This is a genomic window from Halobacillus sp. GSS1, from assembly GCF_017307035.1.
GTDB classification, from domain to species: domain Bacteria; phylum Bacillota; class Bacilli; order Bacillales; family Halobacillaceae; genus Halobacillus; species Halobacillus litoralis.
The window spans coordinates 22,971-39,345 of record NZ_JAFLHE010000016.1 but is presented as its reverse complement, the minus strand read 5'-3'; the positions used below and the strand labels follow the sequence as shown (position 1 = coordinate 39,345).

General features: G+C 44.7%; 16 protein-coding genes. 6 read left to right on the top strand and 10 right to left on the bottom strand.

What is annotated here, in order from left to right:
• The first annotated feature begins 42 nt into the window (after positions 1 to 42).
• Complete coding sequence (locus tag J0K78_RS18025; protein ID WP_206948336.1) at positions 43 to 900, top strand: DegV family protein; 858 nt, start codon at positions 43 to 45, stop codon at positions 898 to 900.
• A gap of 35 nt (positions 901 to 935) precedes the next feature.
• Here the strand turns inward: J0K78_RS18025 and J0K78_RS18020 are convergent, their stop codons facing one another.
• From J0K78_RS18020 to J0K78_RS18000, 5 genes are all read right to left on the bottom strand, one after another.
• Positions 936 to 2,210 (bottom strand): MFS transporter, encoded by a 1,275-nt coding sequence (locus J0K78_RS18020; protein ID WP_206948335.1) that lies wholly within the window; start codon positions 2,208 to 2,210, stop codon positions 936 to 938.
• A 14-nt stretch (positions 2,211 to 2,224) separates the two neighbouring features.
• Positions 2,225 to 2,917, bottom strand: coding sequence for an alpha/beta hydrolase (locus J0K78_RS18015; protein ID WP_206948334.1), 693 nt, complete (start codon positions 2,915 to 2,917; stop codon positions 2,225 to 2,227).
• Between the two features lie 238 nt (positions 2,918 to 3,155).
• Positions 3,156 to 3,542: a YppG family protein gene (locus tag J0K78_RS18010; RefSeq protein ID WP_160916867.1), complete on the bottom strand. Its 387-nt coding sequence runs from the start codon at positions 3,540 to 3,542 to the stop codon at positions 3,156 to 3,158.
• Between the two features lie 139 nt (positions 3,543 to 3,681).
• On the bottom strand, positions 3,682 to 3,963 hold the full coding sequence (locus tag J0K78_RS18005) for a glutaredoxin family protein (RefSeq protein WP_206948333.1): 282 nt from the start codon (positions 3,961 to 3,963) through the stop codon (positions 3,682 to 3,684).
• 893 nt (positions 3,964 to 4,856) lie between these two features.
• Positions 4,857 to 5,477 (bottom strand): SDR family oxidoreductase, encoded by a 621-nt coding sequence (locus tag J0K78_RS18000; protein ID WP_206948332.1) that lies wholly within the window; start codon positions 5,475 to 5,477, stop codon positions 4,857 to 4,859.
• A 139-nt stretch (positions 5,478 to 5,616) separates the two neighbouring features.
• Here J0K78_RS18000 and J0K78_RS17995 point away from each other — a divergent pair, with 139 nt between their 5' ends.
• Complete coding sequence (locus J0K78_RS17995; RefSeq protein ID WP_206948331.1) at positions 5,617 to 6,714, top strand: SDR family oxidoreductase; 1,098 nt, start codon at positions 5,617 to 5,619, stop codon at positions 6,712 to 6,714.
• A gap of 95 nt (positions 6,715 to 6,809) precedes the next feature.
• Here J0K78_RS17995 and abc-f read toward each other — a convergent pair whose 3' ends face one another.
• The 5 genes from abc-f to J0K78_RS17975 all read right to left on the bottom strand — a co-directional run bounded on the left by abc-f (position 6,810) and on the right by J0K78_RS17975 (position 11,542).
• Positions 6,810 to 8,672 (bottom strand): ribosomal protection-like ABC-F family protein, encoded by a 1,863-nt coding sequence (abc-f, locus tag J0K78_RS17990; RefSeq protein WP_206948330.1) that lies wholly within the window; start codon positions 8,670 to 8,672, stop codon positions 6,810 to 6,812.
• Between the two features lie 108 nt (positions 8,673 to 8,780).
• Positions 8,781 to 8,888 carry an RAxF-45 family protein gene (locus tag J0K78_RS20220; protein WP_279626144.1) on the bottom strand — a complete coding sequence of 36 codons (108 nt, stop codon included), beginning with the start codon at positions 8,886 to 8,888 and terminating at the stop codon, positions 8,781 to 8,783.
• A gap of 60 nt (positions 8,889 to 8,948) precedes the next feature.
• Entirely contained in the window at positions 8,949 to 9,413 is a 465-nt protein-coding gene (locus J0K78_RS17985; RefSeq protein ID WP_160916894.1) for a MarR family winged helix-turn-helix transcriptional regulator, read from the bottom strand.
• A 94-nt stretch (positions 9,414 to 9,507) separates the two neighbouring features.
• Entirely contained in the window at positions 9,508 to 10,431 is a 924-nt protein-coding gene (locus tag J0K78_RS17980) for a YegS/Rv2252/BmrU family lipid kinase (RefSeq protein ID WP_206948329.1), read from the bottom strand.
• Between the two features lie 31 nt (positions 10,432 to 10,462).
• Positions 10,463 to 11,542: a hypothetical protein gene (locus J0K78_RS17975; RefSeq protein ID WP_206948328.1), complete on the bottom strand. Its 1,080-nt coding sequence runs from the start codon at positions 11,540 to 11,542 to the stop codon at positions 10,463 to 10,465.
• 188 nt (positions 11,543 to 11,730) lie between these two features.
• On the opposite strand from J0K78_RS17975, the gene J0K78_RS17970 reads away from it, so the two are divergent.
• From J0K78_RS17970 to J0K78_RS17955, 4 genes are all read left to right on the top strand, one after another.
• Positions 11,731 to 12,183 (top strand): MarR family winged helix-turn-helix transcriptional regulator, encoded by a 453-nt coding sequence (locus J0K78_RS17970; RefSeq protein WP_160916855.1) that lies wholly within the window; start codon positions 11,731 to 11,733, stop codon positions 12,181 to 12,183.
• A complete protein-coding gene (locus tag J0K78_RS17965) occupies positions 12,180 to 13,562 on the top strand; it encodes an MATE family efflux transporter (RefSeq protein WP_206948327.1) in 1,383 nt (460 codons plus the stop codon). The genes J0K78_RS17970 and J0K78_RS17965 overlap by 4 nt, the downstream gene beginning before the upstream one ends.
• A 734-nt stretch (positions 13,563 to 14,296) precedes the next feature.
• Positions 14,297 to 14,968 (top strand): hypothetical protein, encoded by a 672-nt coding sequence (locus J0K78_RS17960; protein WP_160916851.1) that lies wholly within the window; start codon positions 14,297 to 14,299, stop codon positions 14,966 to 14,968.
• A 23-nt stretch (positions 14,969 to 14,991) separates the two neighbouring features.
• On the top strand, positions 14,992 to 16,245 hold the full coding sequence (locus tag J0K78_RS17955; RefSeq protein ID WP_206948326.1) for an efflux RND transporter periplasmic adaptor subunit: 1,254 nt from the start codon (positions 14,992 to 14,994) through the stop codon (positions 16,243 to 16,245).
• Positions 16,246 to 16,375 lie beyond the last annotated feature (130 nt).

The following is a 16,375-nucleotide window of genomic DNA, read 5'->3' as shown; positions in this document are numbered from 1 at the left end:
ACTCCCCAATAGTACGATGAATTTAAGAGAGCAGGTGAAGGAATGACGATACAACTGATCATAGATGGAGGCGGCGATCTGCCTCTAGGAATGATGGAAAAACACAGCATCCACTATGTCCCGTTAAACTTACACTTTGGAGACGAGCACTATAAAACAGGGGAAACGATCGATTTGCCTACGTTTTATGAAAAATTAAAGCAGTCCGAGGAACTTCCTCGTTCTTCTTCTCCAAGTCCGAATGATTTTTATGAAAAATACAAGCAGATTGACGCAGACGATGAAATTCTTGTACTTGCCCTTACGCAAGGACTGAGCAGCACATATGAGAGTGCTGTCATGGGTAAGGACATGCTCCTTGAAGAAGAACCGGATCGTAAAATTGCTGTCCTCAATACCATGACAGCCTCCTGCGGCATAGCCCTGCTAGTGAATGAAGCGACCGCCCGTATGGAAGAGGGGTACAACTTTGATCAGCTCGTCTCTCATATGGAGGAACGAATTGAGAAGACAACGACGCTCTTCATTTTGAAGACGTTAGAAAATGTCATCAAAGGCGGACGATTGGATAAAGTCAAAGGGGCCATCGCCAAGACATTGAATATCAAACTCCTTATGAAAGCAAGCGATGAGGAAGGCGCCGTTGAAGTGACCGAAAAAGTACGGGGCAACAAAAAATCCCTGCGCCGCTTCGTCGAACAAATTGGAGAGTATGCGTCCAACTTGGAAGACCGCGTCATTGCGATGTCTCACTGCAACGATGAGGAAAGAGGAAAGAAAGTATTGAATTCAATTAAAGAACGATATAACTTCAAAGACTCTCTCTTCATGGAGACAGGACCACTGATTTCCACATATGCAGGAGAAGGCGGACTCGTCATCGCATTCTTTAAAGACTAAAAAAACGTCAGAGGTGTTTTACCTCTGACGTTTTCTTATTCGTGATAATCTTCGTATTTGGGTTGGGGTGACAATAAGGCAAGAATACCTGCTGTCACCGGAAATAGAATCGTCAGCAAAATCACTTCCTGATAACCTCCCAGCCAGTCAAAAAACAAACCGAAAGGCAGTGGACCGAGCGCTGAGCCAACGACCATGACCGTTTGCGCAAGCCCTTTAATACTGCCAAGGTGTTCACGCCCAAAATAATTCGGCCAGACGATATTCAATACAATACGTTCAAAACCATTGACAAAACCCCAAAATACACCAAATGCAACGGCCATCCACCATGAGTTCGTGAACAGAAGGATAACCAGGGTAAAGATGTGGCCAAAGAACGTAATGGCCAAAATATAATGCACTTTGAAGCGATCGACCAGATAACCACTGACAAATGTCACCGGAAATCCGACAACAGCCATTAAAGTCAGCACCATGGCTGCTACGCCTGTATCGAGCCCTCTTAAATCCATGATCGATACCATATGGAAAGTCACCGCTGTGTTAACGAGAGCAGGAACGGTGACACAAAACAAAATAAACCAAAAGGCCCGCGTTGCCATAGCCTCTTTTAAGGACCAACTCTTTTCATTCACCTCAACGTTCGGGTTTTTCACTTCTTCCCCTTTCACCGGTTTCGGCGTCCCGTCCGGCACTTCTCCGATGTGCTCGGGTTTGTTCCGGATGAAGAAGAAGGCCAATGGAACAAAAAGAATCAACAGTGCGCCTCCCCATATCCCCCATGTCATTCTCCAACCTAAGGATTCAATCAGCCATGTATTCAGGGGGGGCAGCAGGGCAGAGCTGGCAAATCCACCGATGGCCATAACGCTGAGCGCCCTTCCCCTTTTCCTAATGAACCATTGAGGCACAAGCGTGTTCGGGATCAATGTCATCGACCCCTGACCAAACAAGCGAATCATAAAGAAACCAAAAAACATCATCATCGGCCCGAGCAGAAAAGCATTCCAAAACAAAGCTAAAGCTAGACACGAACCAATCGTAACCATCATTGCACGCTGTCCGAAACGGTCGATGAGGCGCCCCATCATAAACAACGTAATACCCGCTAACAAGGTAGCAGCTGAATAAATACCAGAGACTAAAGACCGCGAATACTCAAAATCTTCTATGTAATAATCAATAAAAATAGAGATGGAATAGGTTTGACCAGGTCCTGAAAAGAACACACTCAAACCTGCAATCATCACAACAACCCATCCATAATAAAAAGGTGTCTGGATGGGTTGTCCACGATTCTTATTCATGGTTTCTCTTCCCCCTATGGTTGACTTACAAAATCCATCACTTTATCAAATAATTCATCGCTGTCATCCCCATGACAGATTAAGTGCTTCGACTTCTTCAGGAAAATGACCTCTTTTTCTTTTGACGGAATTTCCTCTTTCAAATACAAAGCCGCTCTTTTCGGCACCATCCCATCCAGTTCGCCCTGAATAATGAGCACAGGGCAGCGGACCTGCTGTAAATAAGGACGCGTGAATTGCACACACTTCATAAATTCGAAGGTAGAAAAAAGGTAGGTATCCTTCAATTTTTTCTGATACCTTAGGAAGAGCTCATTATCCGCAAGAACACCATTCCATGCATCCGCGGCCATGCCAAGCAGATCTTTATACATCTGTGGGAGGCTGACATACTTCCCAGCCGCCGATAAAAGCACCAGACGGCTCAGATGGTACTTCGCAGTCAAGTAAGCAGCAATCATCCCCCCCATGGAAAAGCCGATGATGTAAATGGTGTCGTGTCGTTTCATAAGGTCCAGCAAACTAAGCTCTGCTGTAGCAATCCATTCTTGATAATAGTGGCCTTCAAGGTCCAAAGCCTCTCCGTGTCCCGGAAGCGTAGGATTGGCAATCTCCCAATCCGTCCGTGCTTCCAGAAAGTCAACGAGGGGTTGGACTTCATACGGGCTTCCTGTGTACCCGTGAATACATAAACACCCGATACTCATGTTCCTACGCCTCCAACCGATCATTTATTTCGTTTTGCGAAAAATTATAACACAATCATTTTCCAACTTTTACCCATTAATCGTCCCTGGTTCCGAAAAAGGCAGCGGTCTGTTTATCCAATTAGCAGACGGGAAGACAGACCCAATTCTTCTCTTAGAAGCACAACCATACACAAGAGTGTTCCTCTTCTGTTTCTTACGTCTAAAGAAAATGCGCGCTAAATAAATAGCGCGCGGTTTACTTGATTCCTTTAACGAATGTCCCGATTCCTTTAACAATCGGACTGACATCCTTAACGGTTTTTACGACCTGACCCGTAGTGGACATCATTTTGTCGAAATCAATCTGGCCGTCTTCTTTTTGAAAATAACTCATGACGCCTTTGGACATGTTGCCGACGTTGAATGAAGAATTCTGATTCCCGGTCTCAGTATAACCTGTATAGTCGTAACTATTCACATATGGATTTTGAAAACCATACATGGATGGATTATACGGGGCGTAACCCCAGACGTTGCCCTGGTTATTAGACATCTGCTGATAATTCACCTGATCGTACGGAAGACTGGAGGGATAACGGTACCAGCCATTGTTGTAGTAATAGTAAGGGTTATATGGGTACATGAATGTTCCACCTTTAACGTATGATACTTCAGCCTATGAAAAAGCACACGAAAAAGTGAAACGAAAGCGATTGATCCCCTTATTTATTGATGATTTTGGACAAAAAAAACAAGTGATGATCATCACTTGTCGAAACCATTTAGGAAAAGTTCATGGAGTCAGTCCTAATATACTGAGGGTTTTCTTTTATTCTCAGCTTCTGTTTCATTTTACGTTCTTGATAACCGAGAATCTTTTCTCCATCTATAAATACAGCGGGTGTACCGTAAATGTTGTTTCTTTGCAGTTCTTTGAAGTGGCTACGGTTTTCAGATACATTCCGCTCTTCATAATCAATTTCCCAATCTCCCAATGTTCCTAGTACTTTCTCACAATAGTGACAGTTCCGACTGGTGTACACGATCACTTCCGGGTTACCCAAAGCTCCCCCTCCTTGTGTCTTTTGCAATTCTGCCTAAAAATTTAATACCCGTTTTCACAACAGTTAAACCTATTTCCTCATTAAAATTCACTCATTTTTTGTCACGGTTCTGTTATTTTCAACACATCCCCTTTACATAAACGCTCCCTTTTCTTGGAGACTCAGTTTCGAGACTTTTGTTGTGTGGATGGGGGCTGCGGAGAATGACTCGCTTTCCGCGGGAGCGCGGTGAGCCTCCTCGGACTACGTCCTGTGGGGTCTCACCATGCACTTTTTTCCTCGAAGATATCCGGTTCCGGCGCCTAGCGGCTAGTGAGACTTCCCTCGCTTCTGTACGATAAGTCAACATCGAATCACTCCGTTCTTCGTGTTTCCTTTATCTCCGCCAGCTCAGTCCAGTCCATACGCCGCTGATCAAGGCGCCTGCACACTTAAGGTAGGAGTCTCGCCATTCCCCTCCGCCCTCTACCATATAAGTATCTCGAAACCACTTCCCGAAGAATCAGCTTTTCAGTTTGAAAGGAGTATAAGGATAAAACACCCATGACGAGGTGATTGAATGCTGAAAGCTTGATACAGAACGTTTTATGGATACAACAATGGTGGAAGACCACCCAACTTGGCAAAGGGGTTCGTTATCCCCTTCATCAAATGGGGTGGTTGGGAAGCTGCGAGACTCCCGTGGGAGAAAGGAGATCGGCGAGATCCCGCAGGGCGTAGCCCGAGGAAGCTCGGCACTTCCCTACAGGAAAGCGAGTAGCTTCCCAGCCACCCCTGACGCTCAACCCGGGCAACGAACCCCGGAAAGTCTCAAAACTGAGTCTTCAAGAATCCTGCCATAAACTTTAATAAACGGATTAAAAAAGAAGGAGCACACGGCTCCTCCTTTTTCACTATAGTTCTTCAATCGGTGTGTCACCGCTGATGAGGTCGTAGCTTTGGTGGATGGAACCTTCTACAGACAGAAGATGGACAAGTGTTGCGGCAACATCTTCACGCGGAATCTCTCCCTGTTCTGTACGTCCCTTGAGCGTCACCTTACCCGTGCCTGCATCGTTGGTCAGACCCCCAGGACGGACAATAGTATAATCCAAATCGGTACCTTTCAAGTATTCATCTGCACGCCGTTTCGCGTAAAGATAAAACTTGAAGTCGTCAGGCGCTTCTTCTGCACGGTCTGCTCCGATGGAACTTAGCATCATGTATCGCTTCACGCCATTGGCTTCCGCATGCTCCGCTGCCTTAATCGCTCCTTCCTGATCAATGACGATCGTCATGTCTGCGCCTGTATCAGGGCCCGATCCTGCCGCGAAGATGACGGCATCCATACCTTTGAAAGCATGTTCAAAATCTCTCATCAGATCTGCATGGATTGTTTCTACGCCTTTTTCTTCGAATTGAGGGATCTGCTCCTGCTTACGAACCATGGCATATGGAGTATGCTCGGTTCCTACAAGTTTATCGACAATATGTTTTCCTACTTTACCATTAGCTCCAATAACAAGAACTTTCATGTGAAAACCTCCCAATAAATATGTGACTCCTCCTTGTTTTCCCCTCTTCCTTCCTAATAAACAAATGGATAGGTAAAAGAAGGAAGTTCAATGATCAATCACGAAATGGTAACCAAACGAATGACGGAGGCGAATGGTTATGTCCAACACGTATTTGTTTACTGGTTTCCCAGGATATTTAGCTACAGCCTTAATTGAAGATCTTTTTAGAGGCAGGAAATCCATAGAGAAGGTCTACCTCCTTCATCTTCCCTCCACGGAAAAACAAGCAAAAAAGCAGATTGAGACGTGGAAAGAGGACCAAGAAGTGAATACCGAAAAAATTGAACTCATTCAAGGGGATATTACTCAGGAAGGGTTGGGGCTGAACTCATCGAAAGCCATGCCATTACTAAAAGAGGTGACCCACGTTTTCCACCTTGCTGCTCTTTATGATTTAGCCGTCCCTCTCCTGCCGGCATGGAAAATCAATGTCCAGGGGACAAGAGAAGTGAATCGATGGGTTTCCCAATGCCTGAAATTGGAACGTTATATTTATTTCAGCACCGCCTATGTTTCCGGAAAACGGGAAGGCACCGTTTATGAAACAGAACTCGTTCACGGAAAAGGTTTTAAAAATCATTATGAATACACCAAATACGAAGCAGAAAACCTCGTTCACCGAATGTGCCAAAAGATCCCGACAACCATTATCCGCCCAGGGATTGTGGTCGGTCATACAAAATCGGGGGCGACGGCCAAATTTGACGGCCCCTATTTTATATTAAATCTAGTAGACGCTTTAAGAAATCTGCCCGTTCTTCCTTACTTCGGTAAAGGAAAAGCGCGAGTCAACCTTGTGCCTCAGGATTACGTCATTGAAGCAACAAACTACCTTGCCCATCATTCCGAAAGCAGCGGAAATACGTATCACCTCACGGACCCCAACCCTTACACAGCCAAAGAAATCTACGAACAGCTCAGTTATGTGTATACAGATAAATACCCACATTTCCCCTTGCCGCTGGGTCTTGCCAATCAATCATTGAAACTTCGTCCTTTGCGGAAAGTTCTAGGCATTCAAAGGGAAGCTCTTGATTACTTTCTCTGTAGTGCAGATTATGACAATCGGCAGGCAGAAATAGATTTAGCTGCTTCAAATATTTTTTGTCCCGACTTTTTCTCCTATACCGAGACACTGGTGGACTATTATCGTGAAAAAAGAGGCGATCCTTCTAAACATGTGTCCATTTTATAGAAGGATATTTGTTCATGATCGATGGGGACAAACACGAAAAAGGCAGGAACCTCAGGGTTCCTGCCTATTTTCTTAGGATTGGATTGTACAAATCATCACTGCGCTTCCATCCAATGTTCATACAGAGATTCCAAGTCTTTTTCCAACTGCTCTTTTTGATGTTGGAGTTCCATTAGCTCTTGAACATCGTCACCGTGCAGCATCTGTTGATCAACCGTAGAGATCTCTTGTTCCAAACGGGCAATTTCCTTTTCCCAATCAATGGTCGATTCTTCTTTCACTGGGGGTTCTGGGTTTCTGTATTTTTCATTTTTTCCCGTCTGCTCTTTCTCCTGCACTTCTAAAAGAGCGTGCCAATGCTTTTTCGTTTCTTCGTACGTCCCAATATAGCGGTGAAGTTTCCCCCCCACCAAAAAAGCGGTTTGAGTGAAACACTGGTCCAGGAAATGCCTGTCGTGGGAAACTCCTATGACTGTTCCTGTAAATTGATTCAACGCTTCTTCAAGAACTTCCTGGGATTCCACATCCAGGTGGTTGGTCGGTTCATCCAGAATCAGGACTTGTATATCCTGATGCATAAAGATCGCAAGCTTCAAACGCATTTGCTCTCCTCCGCTTAAGTGGCGGATTTTACGGAAGACATCATATCCATAAAACATGAAGCCCGCAAGCCTGTGCCGTGCTTCCCCTTCCGTCACCCGGATGTGATCTCTGAAGTGGTCGATCATCCGCTGATCGCGATCAGCTTCCTGCAGAGGGTTTTGAGGAAGATAGCCGATTTTAATGGAAGGTGCTCGCTTGATTGTCCCTGCGCTGGCTATTTCTTTTTCCAGCAAAATTTTCAAGAGGGTGGATTTCCCACTTCCGTTGGCTCCCACAATCGCAATCCGGTCCTGATAACGGACGTGAAGGTCGACACCATCCAAAATCTTCTCACTGCCGTACTGTTTCTCCAGCGATTCAATTGTAAATACGTCCTTCCCTGTCCGCCCATCTGCTTCCAGGGAGAGGTTCATTCTTTTCGGGTCGATGACCGGCTTATCGATTTTCTCCATTCGTTCCAGTGCTTTTTCCATACTTTTCGCTTTCTTAAAAAGCTTAGGGTTCGGCGGAGTGGCTTCATTCGCCCATTGTCTCAACCTTCGTATGGCCTCTTTCATCTTTTTTATTTTCTTCTGCTGTTCTTCATACTGGTGAAATTCAGCAAGCAGTTTTTCTTCTTTCTGTTGCTCAAAAGCGGTGTAATTTCCTTTGTACGTATCGATTTCTCCAGATTCCAAATCCATAATGTCTGTCACGATGTGATCAAGGAATGCCCGGTCATGAGAAATCACACAAATGGTCCCGTCGTAGGCTTGCAAATACGCTTCCAGCCATTCGATCGCTTGTAGATCCAAATGGTTCGTCGGTTCATCCAGCAAAAGAACATCGGGGTCTTCCAGCAACAACTTAGCAAGACCGAGTTTCGTCTTTTCTCCTCCGCTTAACCTTGAAAAGGGCTGATCCAGCAACTGATGGATATTCAACCCGTTCGCCACTTGTTTGATGGAGGCATCCATTTCGTATCCACCCCGTTGTGTGAAACGCTCCTGTATTTCCCCATAAGCGGCAATGGCTTTTTCCATTTTTTCAGGATTTGTCATATCTACTTCTAATTCTTTCATCTGTTCAGCTAAAGAAATAAGCTCAGTAAAGGCCAGCTGCAAGTACTCTCTCCCCGTCCCCTTCCAGGCGGACGGAATCTGTTTCAAATACCCGATGGTCGCTCCCTTTTGAATGAAAAGATCGCCACCATCCAACGATTCCTCTTTGGTCATGATTCTGAAAAGGGTCGACTTACCGCTGCCATTCCGGCCGACAAGCCCGACACGCTGACCAGGTTTGATTTCCATATTCAACGCTTCGAACAATACTTCCCCGCCAACAATTTTATATAAATTTTTTAATGTTATGATCACTGCAAATTCCTCCTAAAGACTTGTTTGAAGACACAAAAAAAGTCAGAGGTCCCGTTACCTCTGACTTTTATCTGTGAATAATCAGGTATGAGACGTTACATTGCTTCACTATTCAGTTGCCATTTTGGACATACGTGTCCCGTTGACAGCTGAATCATGAATAATTGCACGGCGTACATAGTTGATTTGATAATCAAGCACGTGCATCTGTAACATCTTCATACCCTCCTTTGTCTTTAGAATTACTCTCATTATATCGGATCGTCAGAAAATTTGCTACTCTTTTTTAGTTTCTGCGGATTTCCCAAGTTTCTTCAATAATTCGATAGCATCGTTCTTCTCTTCATCCGTCAGCCCGTCCATGATGGATTCAATCTCTTTCCAATGGTCAGGGAAAATGCCGTTCAACAGGTCCCGACCTTTTTCGGTAATGGACGCATAAGTAATACGCCGGTCGTTTGGACAAGGCACGCGTTTCAAGTATTCCTTTTTCTCCAGCTTGTCCACCACATAAGTGATACTTCCGCTCGCGAGCAGAATTTTCTCCCCGATCTTCTGCAATGGCTGATCTCCCTGGTGATACAGAAGCTCAAGCACTCCGAATTCTGTAGGGTTCAATTCATATCGCTGGATATCGTCCTTCACTAAATCTGCGATGGTGCGTTGAGCTTTTGTCAATACGACAAACAGCTTCAGCGAGGGATCTTGTTTTTTCTTGCGGTACAGTTCTTGTTCGTTCATCACGTTCGCCCATCCTTTACAAAATATAAAGATAGTATAAGTTTAACAAATTCTAACTGTCAAACCATCCCTTTTCCTCAAATTCACGGTTTCCTTAAGGGGTGTCCATATTCTGCAGCGCGTTGGGTCCTCCACTTAAGAAGGTGAAATGACCTGGAAGCACCTCCAATTTTTCCGGTGTCTTCCCTTTGATTTCACCGTCCATATCAACATCCTGATTGAATTCAACATCGATATTCACTTTCTCCCCTTGATAGTGGGAAATCTCTTGAAATTCATTATGGTCGGCTTGCGGGCGCCCCATCGTCATTAATTCACGGAATAACGTCAAGTTGGAATTCTTCACGATGAGCACGTCAAACTTCCCATCCTGCAGGTTGATCGTTGGAACAGGGACACGCCTCGTCCCGATGAATTGTCCATTCATAATCAGGATCATCACCGCCTCACCATCAACTTCTTCGTCATCTATCGTCATTTTATAATGAAAAGGGGTGGCCTGATTCATCGTTTTCAGTGCGCTCATGAAATAACTGAGCACACCGAACCGGTTTTTCTGGGTTTCGTCAATGTTAAAGGAGGTTTGTGTCACCAATCCAATGCCCCAGAAGTTAATAAAATAATCATCCTCTGTCCTGCCTGCATCCACAATAACCTCTTCTCCTTCAATGATGGATGCAGCTGCCTGATTGAGCCGCTGGGGCGTATCCAGCACCCTGCTGAAATCGTTACACGTGCCACCTGGCAGCACACCGATCACCGGACGTTTCTCCAACGGTGCCAGACAATTGATGACTTCATGTAAGGTGCCATCTCCCCCGAAGATGAAAAAAACATCGACCTCCGGACCATAATGCCGGCAGTTCCCATATAAATCATCCAAAGACAGGGTTTGGATGACCTTTAACTCTTTCACCTCTTTACTCAAGGCCGGCAACACTTGAGAAAGAGCTGTTTCCATCTCTGCTTCGTCCTTTTTTCCGTTATATATAAAGATTCCACTTTGATAACGAGGCATAGAATCCCTTCCTTCCTCTTATCATAATTGACTAAATATCTTTCTTTGAAACCACTCGTACTTCATTTAAGGTTTGAATAAGTCTTTCCGGCTCATCAACGCTCAGGAAAATCTTCGTGACTTTACATTTGAAACCAAATAGACGATACCCCTCTACCTCTTCGCTCAACCTTATTTCTAACTGAGGAGGCATCTTTTCAAGGCCAGCGAGCATCAGGGAGAAGGAATGACGTTCCACGGGCATTGTTTCCCCTTCATACCAACGAACAGCACTCACTTTTTCTAAGGGAACCGTCATATGGAAACGTAGCCCCTTTTGAATATGGAGATGATTTCTCTGAATGACGAGAGGATTTTTACGGATGGCTTGATAGTCAGCGATTAAAAAGACGAGCGCATAAAGATCCAGGACGGTGGCAATCCATGCGATCGTGTGACTGTACTGCATAAGCATGACATGGACCGCAATGATTTCAATAAGCATGGCATGGACAAGCATGAGAAAAACACCGAAGTATTCACTATTTTTGTGATAACTGAACGTTTGGGCACCGGCCGGCTTATGATCAAGATGCGGAAAGAAAGCATAGCGGATAACAGCAGCGTCTGTGGCAATCACCCCGATCAGCCGTTCCAATTTTGGAAAACCTCCAAACGTTTGCTGAGTCGCTGTATGAATTCTCGAAAGTACATGTGGATAGGTGTGGATGGAAGCTTGGAAGTGTTGTTTCCATATGTTCAGTTTTTTGATGAAAACGACAAGCAGGAAAAGTTCCAAGAGGATAAAACCAGCCTCGACGAGGATAATGGATACGTTCATATATTGCAGATGTTCTTTAGCATAAGCGGGAACAACCCAGTGAATGAATCCCGCACCTAAGAGCCATAGAGGAGCAAGCAGCGACAAGGTCGGCTTTCTGCGGAGTACAAACAGGAAAAGCACCACAGGAAGAACAATCATGATGTCAAAGACAGTCGCCCATACAATTAGCGGCGGTACTTGGCCGGTTATTTCCATTTTTTGAATGAAAAAGTTTGACAAGAGTAAGACTGCCAAAAAAAGTACGCCACCGTAAAATGACTTCGGATGGGTTTTTAATGTTCGAACCATACGATCACCCCTTCTTTTCCTTTATTTTACTACAAAGCAGCAGTAGTGATTGAGCTTTGGTAAGGAAAAGAGTTCATGGAAAGGCGAAAAGTTCATAAGACGGCCATATCTCCCCTAAAGGATACAATTTCGTTTACTTCTAAGCAAAGTCGTATTATACTATAATTTGTTTAGGGGGCTAAGTAAATATGAAGCAAAACATAGATCAAATCTTAGGTTACAACATCAATATGGTCGCACATTTTTTACAGAATATATATAACCAGCGCTTAGGAGAATACGGGTTGACCCATTCACAGGCGAAAGTCATTTACTTTCTTGCCAAAGCGGGAGAGCAATCCCAAACGGACCTGCAAAAACAGCTCCACATCAAAGCCTCATCGATGAACGGCTTGATTGAAACACTCTTAAAGCATGACCGGATCATGAAAAGGTCCTGCCAAAAAGATAAACGGACAAAGCTTGTGAAGCTTACGGATAAAGGATTAGAGTTGCATGCAACCATTCTGAAAATCGTCGCTGATATTGAAGAAGAAGCGAACCAGGGGCTTTCAAAAGAAGAACAGCAAATCATGGTGTCCTGGTTGAAGAAAATGCAAGACAACTTGAAACCTAAAACATCAAGGAGCGAAGACAAATGAAACAACAAAGTCAGCGGTTAGGGACCCAACCCATCCCTAAATTATTAATGAATTTATCCGTCCCTGCCATGATTGGCATGTTTGTTATGGCTCTGTACAATGTCGTTGACACGCTTTTCATCGCACGTGGCGTCGGGATATTAGGCGTCTCCGGTGTCAGTATCGGTTTCCCGGTGATGATGATCATCATGGCCATTGCCGCAGCCGTCGGTATCGGTGGTGCTTCTGTCATCTCCAGACGTTTAGGGGAAAACAAACCGGAAGAAGCCAACCAGGTTTTCGGTAACATCCTTTTTACGATTGTGGTCGTCTCAAGTTTCGGATTCATCGGTGCCTTCACTTTTCTTGAGCCATTACTGAAACTATTCGGAGCAACCGAGAACATTATGCCTTATGCAACGGACTATTTGTTCCCAATCATGCTTGGATCTTTCTTCTTCTCTTTCGCCTTTACGACGAACAGCATCATCCGTTCTGAAGGAAACTCCAAGTTTGCAATGATTACGATGATCATCCCTGCTGTTTTGAATATGATCCTCGATCCAATCTTCATCTTCGGTTTGGATATGGGGGTGCAGGGGGCTTCTGTCGCCACCGTTATTTCACAGGCGACGGTAACCATTGTCGTCTTGAATTACTTCCTAAAAGGAAAATCATCACTTGTAATGAAAGCTTCCTACTTGAAGCCGCAATGGACCGTCATCCGTGAAGTGTTAACCATTGGGATGCCGGCTTTCATTCGACAAGTATCTGGAAGCGGCATGATGATCGCCATCAACCTGATGCTGATTAAATTCGGTGGTGAATTCGAGGTCGGGGTCTTCGGGATTGTCCAGAAGCTCGCCATGTTTACGATCATGCCTATGATTGGTGTACTCCAAGGCATGCAGCCAATTATTGGTTATAATTACGGGGCCAAAAATTACGACCGCCTGAAAGAAACGGTCTTGCTCGGTATGAAAGTCGTTACGGTCATCTCTGCAGGCATTTTCATTTTGATGATGGCCTTCCCTGAAGGTTTGATGAACATCTTCACTGGAGATGAAGCGACCATTGATACAGGGGCTTATGCCATCCGGATTATGTTCGCTCTCGCCATTCTGATCGGTGCCCAGGTTGTCAGTGGCGGCCTTTATCAAGCATTGGGAATGGCAAAGCCTGCGCTCATCTTATCTATGGCGCGTCAAGTTCTGTTCTTGATTCCGCTCGTCTTGATTTTGCCAAACTTTTTCGGAGTGACAGGCGTATGGCTCGCCTTCCCTCTTTCAGACCTGTTCGCTTTCGTGCTATCCATGATCTTCCTTTACAAAGATCGAGCCCTATTTTTCAAAGCGAAAGACCAAGATCCGCCCTACCAGGCGGCACCTTCTCAAGGCTGAATAAAAAGCACGGTGCATCCAGCACCGTGCTTTTTTCTAATTAATAGTAAAGAAAATGGGAGGGTGATGGAAGACTCAGTTTCGATACTTTTGTGGTGTGGATGGGGCTGCGGGGAATAGTTCGCTTTCCTCGGGAGCGCGGTGAGCCTCCTCGGACTGCGTCCTGTGGGGTCTCACCCTGCACTTTTTTCCCGCAGGAGTCTCACCATTCCCCTCCGCCCCTTTACCATGAAAGATTCTCGAAACACTCCTAAAAGGTCAGCTTGAATGATTAAGCGAAATGAATCATATAAAAATTTTCCGCTTCAATGAATTTAAAGTTTGATATAAAGCGCTCTTATGCCGACTTAGGAGAGAGGAGTAAGGGACACTCATCCTCGGTATTGGGGGTTCGTTTCTCTCAATAACGAATGGGGTGGTTGGGAAGCTGCGAGACTCCCGTGGGAGAAAAGAGTTCGGAGAGATCCCGCAGGGCGGTAGCCCGAGGAAGCTCGCCACTCCCCCACAGGAAAGCGAGTAGCTTCCCAACCACCCCTAACGCTCAAATCAGGCAACGAGCCCACAAACGTCTTAAAACTGAGTCTTCAAGAAAAGGCAGCTTATATGAAAAGATACATCGGGGTTTATCCCCCCAACTTTTTCCAAACAGTTTGCAAGGTAATTATAGCAACAACTGACAATTTCCGTTAGAATAAGACAGAGAGTTTTATTTTCTATATTAAAGGATGGAACGCATGACATACTCGATTCATTTAATAAAACTATTTACAAGCCGAGAAGACCATTTGTTCAAACTGAACGAAGCGGAACGGCTCAAAAACGTTTGGAATCTATTATTCTTTTTATTAGGTTTGACGATTCTTACATATGTCTGGACAGCGTGGCTTGGTCTCGGTACGGATGCGATTTCTGCCAACATGTCTGACCTGAACAGAGTCGAATATGAAATGAGGAAAGCATGGTTCTTACTTGGACGCGCCGGATTTGCCATCCTTTTATTCTTGTTCACGCTCTTCATTTCATCTTTCTTTTTCTGGTTGTTCAACAATGTTTCTTATAAAAAACTTTTCATTCTGCAGATGAATGTCCTGCTGATCATGCTGATCGAACGGATCACCTGGATTCCTCTCATGGTTTATGCAGGTATTGACTGGTACGTCTCTCCCTTTTCTTTCGGAGTGATCGCCTCTTATTTCACCAGCATTGATTGGGTCATTTACTTATGCGGAGCCATCTCCATTTTTCAGCTTTTCATCATCTGGTACCAGGTGAAGTGTATCTCCTGGCTTTCCAAGACGAAAATTGGCTGGATCTGGGTCGGTGTTGTTTTCTGGCATATGTTGTTGTGGGCAGGTACAGCCGCCCTATCTAAATTCGATTTGTATCTCCTTTATTTACTCAGATAAGAAAGCAGCAGGTGTAAAGATCTATGAAAAAAATCAATGTTAAAGGCAGAATCCTGGGAATTTTGATTGTGGCCTTCGTTACGACCAATGCTTTCCTCATCTTCCTCGATGAAGGAGAACAAGTGGATCGCAAATCTTATATCAAAGAATGGTCCAAGACAATCACCTATGATTTATTTGAAAAAATGGATACAAAAGCTGTGTTCGCATCAGAGGAATCAGAACCGGTCTATTTTAACGAAGATGTTGGATCGTTCCATGAGTTCCTTGTTGAAGAAGGTGACACTGTCAGCGAAGGCGATGACCTCTACACGTATGATGTCTTAAACTACTATCAGGAAGAAGCACGCCTTCAGTCCGAAGTGAGCCGGTTAGAAGAAGAAATTAATGCTATAGAAGGTTTAATTGACGAAATTGAAAGCTATCGCGTACCTGATCCTCCAGACACCGGCAGCAACTCAAGTCCGTTCAGTAATAATTCTGATACAAGTGACACTACTCCTCCTTCCTACGTAGAGACCGAATATATGAAAGAAGAGAAGATCGCCGAGCAAGAATCAGAACTGGCAAAGCAGGAAGCCATGCTCGAAATGATAGAAGATCAACTGGACCAGCTCCAGGACGAAGGTGATCGAATCACCGTTACAAGCGCGTTTTCAGGTACAGTAAGCGAAATCTCAAAAGATCTTGAAGCCCCTCTTCTTACATTGGAATCTACGAATCTGGTATTAAAAGGGACGATTCCTGAACAGGAAAGGAAGAAAATCGAAGAAGAGATGGTCGTCGAAATCCATGTACCTGAAATGGAATATGAAACAACAGGTACATTAGATTCTGTGGACGATTACCCGGAAGAAGTTGAAGTCCACCGCTCAAGCCGCTACCCTTTTACCGTTTCACTTGAAGACCCTTCAGAGGAATTGCTGGCTGGCTACCATGCAGATTTAAAAATCATTACAGATGAAGCGTTAGGTGCAGTCACCGCTATTGAGAAAGCGCTGGAGACTGAAGAGAACCTTTATGCATGGGTGATGAATGAGGAAGGAATCTTAGAGCGCCGCGACATCGAAACAGGTGTTGAAGAACAAGGACTCGTTGAAATCCTATCCGGTCTTGAAGATGGTGAATGGCTGGCTGTCGAGCCGAAAGATGAATTCAGAAATGAAGCGATCTTCTTCACACCATTACATACCGATGACCTTAGAGTACGCCAGATGTTCAAGATGGAACGCCAGTCCATCCTGACTTACGGTTTACTAGGTATCCTATCACGATAACTCCAGAGAAAAACCGGCTGTCTCCAAGACAGCCGGTTTTTCTTTGTTCACTCAACAAATCCCCTCCATGATTTATTAAAGAATATGGCAGGTTTCTTGAAGAATTGATTTCGAGATTTTTGTGTGTTTA

Coding starts and splice junctions, on each gene's coding strand:
- J0K78_RS18025 (WP_206948336.1), top strand. CDS start 43: ATGACGATACAACTGATCATAGATGGAGGCGGCGATCTGCCTCTAGGA.
- J0K78_RS18020 (WP_206948335.1), bottom strand. CDS start 2,210: ATGAATAAGAATCGTGGACAACCCATCCAGACACCTTTTTATTATGGA.
- J0K78_RS18015 (WP_206948334.1), bottom strand. CDS start 2,917: ATGAGTATCGGGTGTTTATGTATTCACGGGTACACAGGAAGCCCGTAT.
- J0K78_RS18010 (WP_160916867.1), bottom strand. CDS start 3,542: ATGTACCCATATAACCCTTACTATTACTACAACAATGGCTGGTACCGT.
- J0K78_RS18000 (WP_206948332.1), bottom strand. CDS start 5,477: ATGAAAGTTCTTGTTATTGGAGCTAATGGTAAAGTAGGAAAACATATT.
- J0K78_RS17995 (WP_206948331.1), top strand. CDS start 5,617: ATGTCCAACACGTATTTGTTTACTGGTTTCCCAGGATATTTAGCTACA.
- J0K78_RS20220 (WP_279626144.1), bottom strand. CDS start 8,888: ATGTTACAGATGCACGTGCTTGATTATCAAATCAACTATGTACGCCGT.
- J0K78_RS17985 (WP_160916894.1), bottom strand. CDS start 9,413: ATGAACGAACAAGAACTGTACCGCAAGAAAAAACAAGATCCCTCGCTG.
- J0K78_RS17980 (WP_206948329.1), bottom strand. CDS start 10,431: ATGCCTCGTTATCAAAGTGGAATCTTTATATATAACGGAAAAAAGGAC.
- J0K78_RS17975 (WP_206948328.1), bottom strand. CDS start 11,542: ATGGTTCGAACATTAAAAACCCATCCGAAGTCATTTTACGGTGGCGTA.
- J0K78_RS17970 (WP_160916855.1), top strand. CDS start 11,731: ATGAAGCAAAACATAGATCAAATCTTAGGTTACAACATCAATATGGTC.
- J0K78_RS17965 (WP_206948327.1), top strand. CDS start 12,180: ATGAAACAACAAAGTCAGCGGTTAGGGACCCAACCCATCCCTAAATTA.
- J0K78_RS17960 (WP_160916851.1), top strand. CDS start 14,297: ATGACATACTCGATTCATTTAATAAAACTATTTACAAGCCGAGAAGAC.
- J0K78_RS17955 (WP_206948326.1), top strand. CDS start 14,992: ATGAAAAAAATCAATGTTAAAGGCAGAATCCTGGGAATTTTGATTGTG.